Raw genomic sequence first — 1,152 nt, 5'->3', positions numbered from 1 at the left:
CGCCGTGGTCGCTGCGCAGCGCAATGCTGATCTCGCTGGTGGTGTCGTCGATGCGCAGTTCGTTGGCGCGGCTGCCCTTGTATTCCTTGCTCTTGACCGTGGCCAGGGTCTTGAAATCCGGCAGCTTGTACGGCGGCAGATTCGCGCCGTGGTACAGGCAACCGGTGATCAGCGGCTGATCAGGATCGCCTTCGAGGAAGGTGATCAACACCTCCATGCCGACCCGTGGAATGTTGATCGAACCGAAGGTTTCCGCCGCCCAGCTCGACGCGACGCGCATCCAGCAACTGGTCATGTCGTCGTGCTTGCCTTCGCGGTCCCAGAAAAACTGCACCTTCACGCGGCCGTACTGGTCGCAGTAAATCTCTTCGCCTTCAGGGCCGCAGACCACCGCGCTCTGGGTGCCGAGGACTTTGGGTTTCGGGTGATCAAGCGGCGGACGGTACGGCACGTCCCACGGAATGGCGCTGAAGCGGTTGCGGTAGCCCTGGTGGAAATCGTCTTTGTTGTCGGTGGTGTCGCTGGTCACTGACTCTTCGAGCACTTGCGGCTGCTTGCCTTCGTGGAAGATTTCGGTGAGCAGCCACAAGTCATTCCAGGTCGGATTGGCGTGGTCGGTCAGGGCGAGGAAATGCCCGCTGACGAGGATCGGCTGATCGCTGTTGCCCTCGGCCAGACGGTAGTCGCTGCGATGGCGTTCCAAGGCGCGATTGGCCAGATGCTTGCCGCGCTCGCGGTCAACGAAACGGCCCGGGTAATCGTAGTCTTCGAGGTCCGGTTGCGCGCTGCTTTTGGCGTCGCTTTCCAGCTCGATCTTCGGTTTGACGAAGTCGTAATCGCGGCGCGTGGTGCGACTGGTGCGCGTGGCCAGACGCAGGCCGAAACGCTTGACCACCGGTTTGTCGGCGACCAGTCCGGAATCTTGCTGATAGGCCACGGGCGCGAGTTTCGGGAACACCGTCTGGTCATCGCCGAAGGTCAGTTTGTGGCCGCTCGACGTGTGCTGGAAGTGGTAGTGAATGCCCTCCTCCTCGCACAGGCGCTGGATGAAATCCAGGTCCGACTCGTCGTACTGCACGCAGTAAATGCGCTCGGGATAAATCGCGCTGAGCTGGAAGTGGTAATCGCTGGCGAGGATGCCGTGTTCTTCCA

At 61.3% G+C, this 1,152-nt stretch carries 1 protein-coding gene; it reads right to left on the bottom strand.

Annotated elements, in window-relative coordinates; all coding sequences use genetic code 11:
- The coding region (gene tssI, locus ACW9IR_RS29475) for a type VI secretion system tip protein TssI/VgrG (RefSeq protein ID WP_457466128.1) at nucleotides 1–1,152 on the bottom strand (1,152 nt) is incomplete at both ends.

The organism is Pseudomonas sp. SDT291_1_S447 (assembly GCF_054070155.1).
Note: the sequence above shows the minus strand (reverse complement) of the source record. Positions and strands in the feature narration are given on the sequence as shown.